The sequence below is a fragment of the Rhodococcus sp. EPR-147 genome (genome assembly GCF_001647185.1).
GTDB lineage: Bacteria > Actinomycetota > Actinomycetes > Mycobacteriales > Mycobacteriaceae > Rhodococcoides.
In genome coordinates this window covers 1-1,873 of record NZ_LVCU01000523.1, presented here as the reverse complement: position 1 = coordinate 1,873, position 1,873 = coordinate 1, and the positions used below count along the sequence as shown (strand labels likewise).

The window sequence follows — 1,873 nt, the reverse complement described above, 5'->3', positions numbered from 1 at the left end:
GCCGTATCCGACCATGCGGCAAGGGTTCCCACGGCACCGAGGCCTAGGACAATACCGATCGACATGATGGCTCGGGCGCGCACGCTGATGAGCGCAGAGCCTATTCGGCGGAGAACCGACCTTGCACCGGCGGTGCCACTGTGACGCGACATCAGGGCTGCGCCCCTTCCGTATCCGTCCGCGCGCCCGAGACTTCCGGGCACTCGGCGTTGTTGCTGTTGTCCCATTGCACGATCAGATCGATTCGTGCGATGGAGGTTCGAGTGTCGTTTCCGGCTGAATCGGCCATCGAGACCTCCGCGTCGATGCGCTTCTTCTCTCCGGCCTCGAGGTCGATCCACGCGCACGATTCGGCCAACTCGCCGCCGCCGATGGAGACGCTCAGGGCTCGAAGGAACGCCGGGTTGTCGCTGTCGAAGGTCAGCCAGAGACGTCCGTCCCGGTCGGTGTCGTTGAACACGTGGAACTGCGATTCACGCGAGTCGCCGGGAACCCACCGAATATCGTTGTCGAAGAATGCGCTTCGAAGGGTCGGCGCCCACTCCCTCCCGTCGTCGCTGTACTTGATCGTTTGCGCTCGGGTGGATCCGGCACCGAGGAACAACACGACTGCGACGCCGGCGAAGACGGCCGTGCAGGCGACAAAAGTACTGTGCCTCACGGCGACTCCTCCTTTCGGCTGCGGTAGCGATCGACACCTGCCCCGACGAACATGAACAGTGCATACCCGGCCAAGCCGATGACGATGACAGTCACTGTGATCTTTCGCTGTTCACCGTTGAGCCAATTGTTGACGTAGCCCATGTACGGCACCGAGTACCAGACTTTTCCGCGAATCTGCCCGATCTGCACCGGGTTCTCGTCGTCGGATCCGTTGTTGTCCCCGCGAGTGACATAGGTGGTGATACCTCGTCCGCTCTGCCGGGTCGCCACGATGCGGTGAGTCACCACTTCGGGCTCGCCCGAACGGATTTGGTAGGTGATCGGCGTGCCTACCTCGAGTTCGGCTGCGTCGGCGGGCTTGACCACCACCAGGCTTCCAGGTGGGTACGTCGGCTTCATCGAGCTGGTGAGAATCGTGTAAGGCGTCGAACCGGTGACTTTCGGAATGACGACGGTCACCCCGAGGACGAACAACATCGCCGCCAGAAGCGTGTACGACGCGATCCGGCTCGCCCACCACCAGACACCGGTCCGGTTCTCCTCGGATACGTCCGTGACGGTTTCGATCACGTCCGTGTCGTCGTCGGCATTCACGTCTGGTCCGCCCTGAACGAGAACGTCACCGTCGACGACGCGCTCTGCGGCGGATCGGCACCGACGGCGAGCCGAAAGCACCACACTTCGCGGGCGCCTGCGGCCAACAGTCTGGCCGCCGGTGGCACCGGAGCTTGCGCACCACTGGCATTTCCGGTGTACAACTGCGTCGTCGGACCCGTCGGTGCACCTGCTGCCGGGCAATTCTCCTCGGCCGCAACAGTTGTCGCAGTCAAAGCAAGGGGGACCGTTCCGGTCGCGGTCGTTCCCTGCAGCCGAAAGTTGAACGGTACGTTGCCGGCGTTCCGAATCGACAGCGGTGCCTGCGAGAAACCGTTCGGTCCGAGGTCTGCCGCGCCGAGTGCAGTGAGAACGTAATCGTTCACTTCCGCTCCGTTCGGGCCGACCTTGATGTCCAAGGTGCCGGAGTTGATGGTCCCGCCTGCGACGATCTGCTCGTCACGCCACAGCGCGCCCGTCGACTGTGCTGATCCGAAGACCACCACCGCGACGGACGCGGCTGCGAGCGCCCAATAACGACCGTGCTTGTTCGTCACTGCTACCGGTCAGGGACGAACCTGGTCGAGCGTGAGGGTGAAGGCGTTGAGGTCGACGC

The 1,873-nt window shown here is 63.4% G+C and carries 4 protein-coding genes; all 4 read right to left on the bottom strand.

Going from position 1 to position 1,873, the window contains the following annotated elements; translation table 11 throughout:
* A partial coding sequence (locus tag A2J02_RS29100; protein ID WP_442971502.1) for a SipW-dependent-type signal peptide-containing protein occupies nucleotides 1-152 on the bottom strand: 152 nt, incomplete at its 3' end.
* Nucleotides 152-661 carry a hypothetical protein gene (locus A2J02_RS22715; protein ID WP_068053958.1) on the bottom strand — a complete coding sequence of 170 codons (510 nt, stop codon included), beginning with the start codon at nucleotides 659-661 and terminating at the stop codon, nucleotides 152-154. The genes A2J02_RS29100 and A2J02_RS22715, both read right to left, overlap by 1 nt.
* Nucleotides 658-1,257: a signal peptidase I gene (locus tag A2J02_RS22710; RefSeq protein ID WP_068053956.1), complete on the bottom strand. Its 600-nt coding sequence runs from the start codon at nucleotides 1,255-1,257 to the stop codon at nucleotides 658-660. Before A2J02_RS22710 ends, A2J02_RS22715 begins: the two co-directional genes overlap by 4 nt.
* Entirely contained in the window at nucleotides 1,254-1,814 is a 561-nt protein-coding gene (locus A2J02_RS22705; RefSeq protein ID WP_068053953.1) for a hypothetical protein, read from the bottom strand. Before A2J02_RS22705 ends, A2J02_RS22710 begins: the two co-directional genes overlap by 4 nt.
* Nucleotides 1,815-1,873 lie beyond the last annotated feature (59 nt).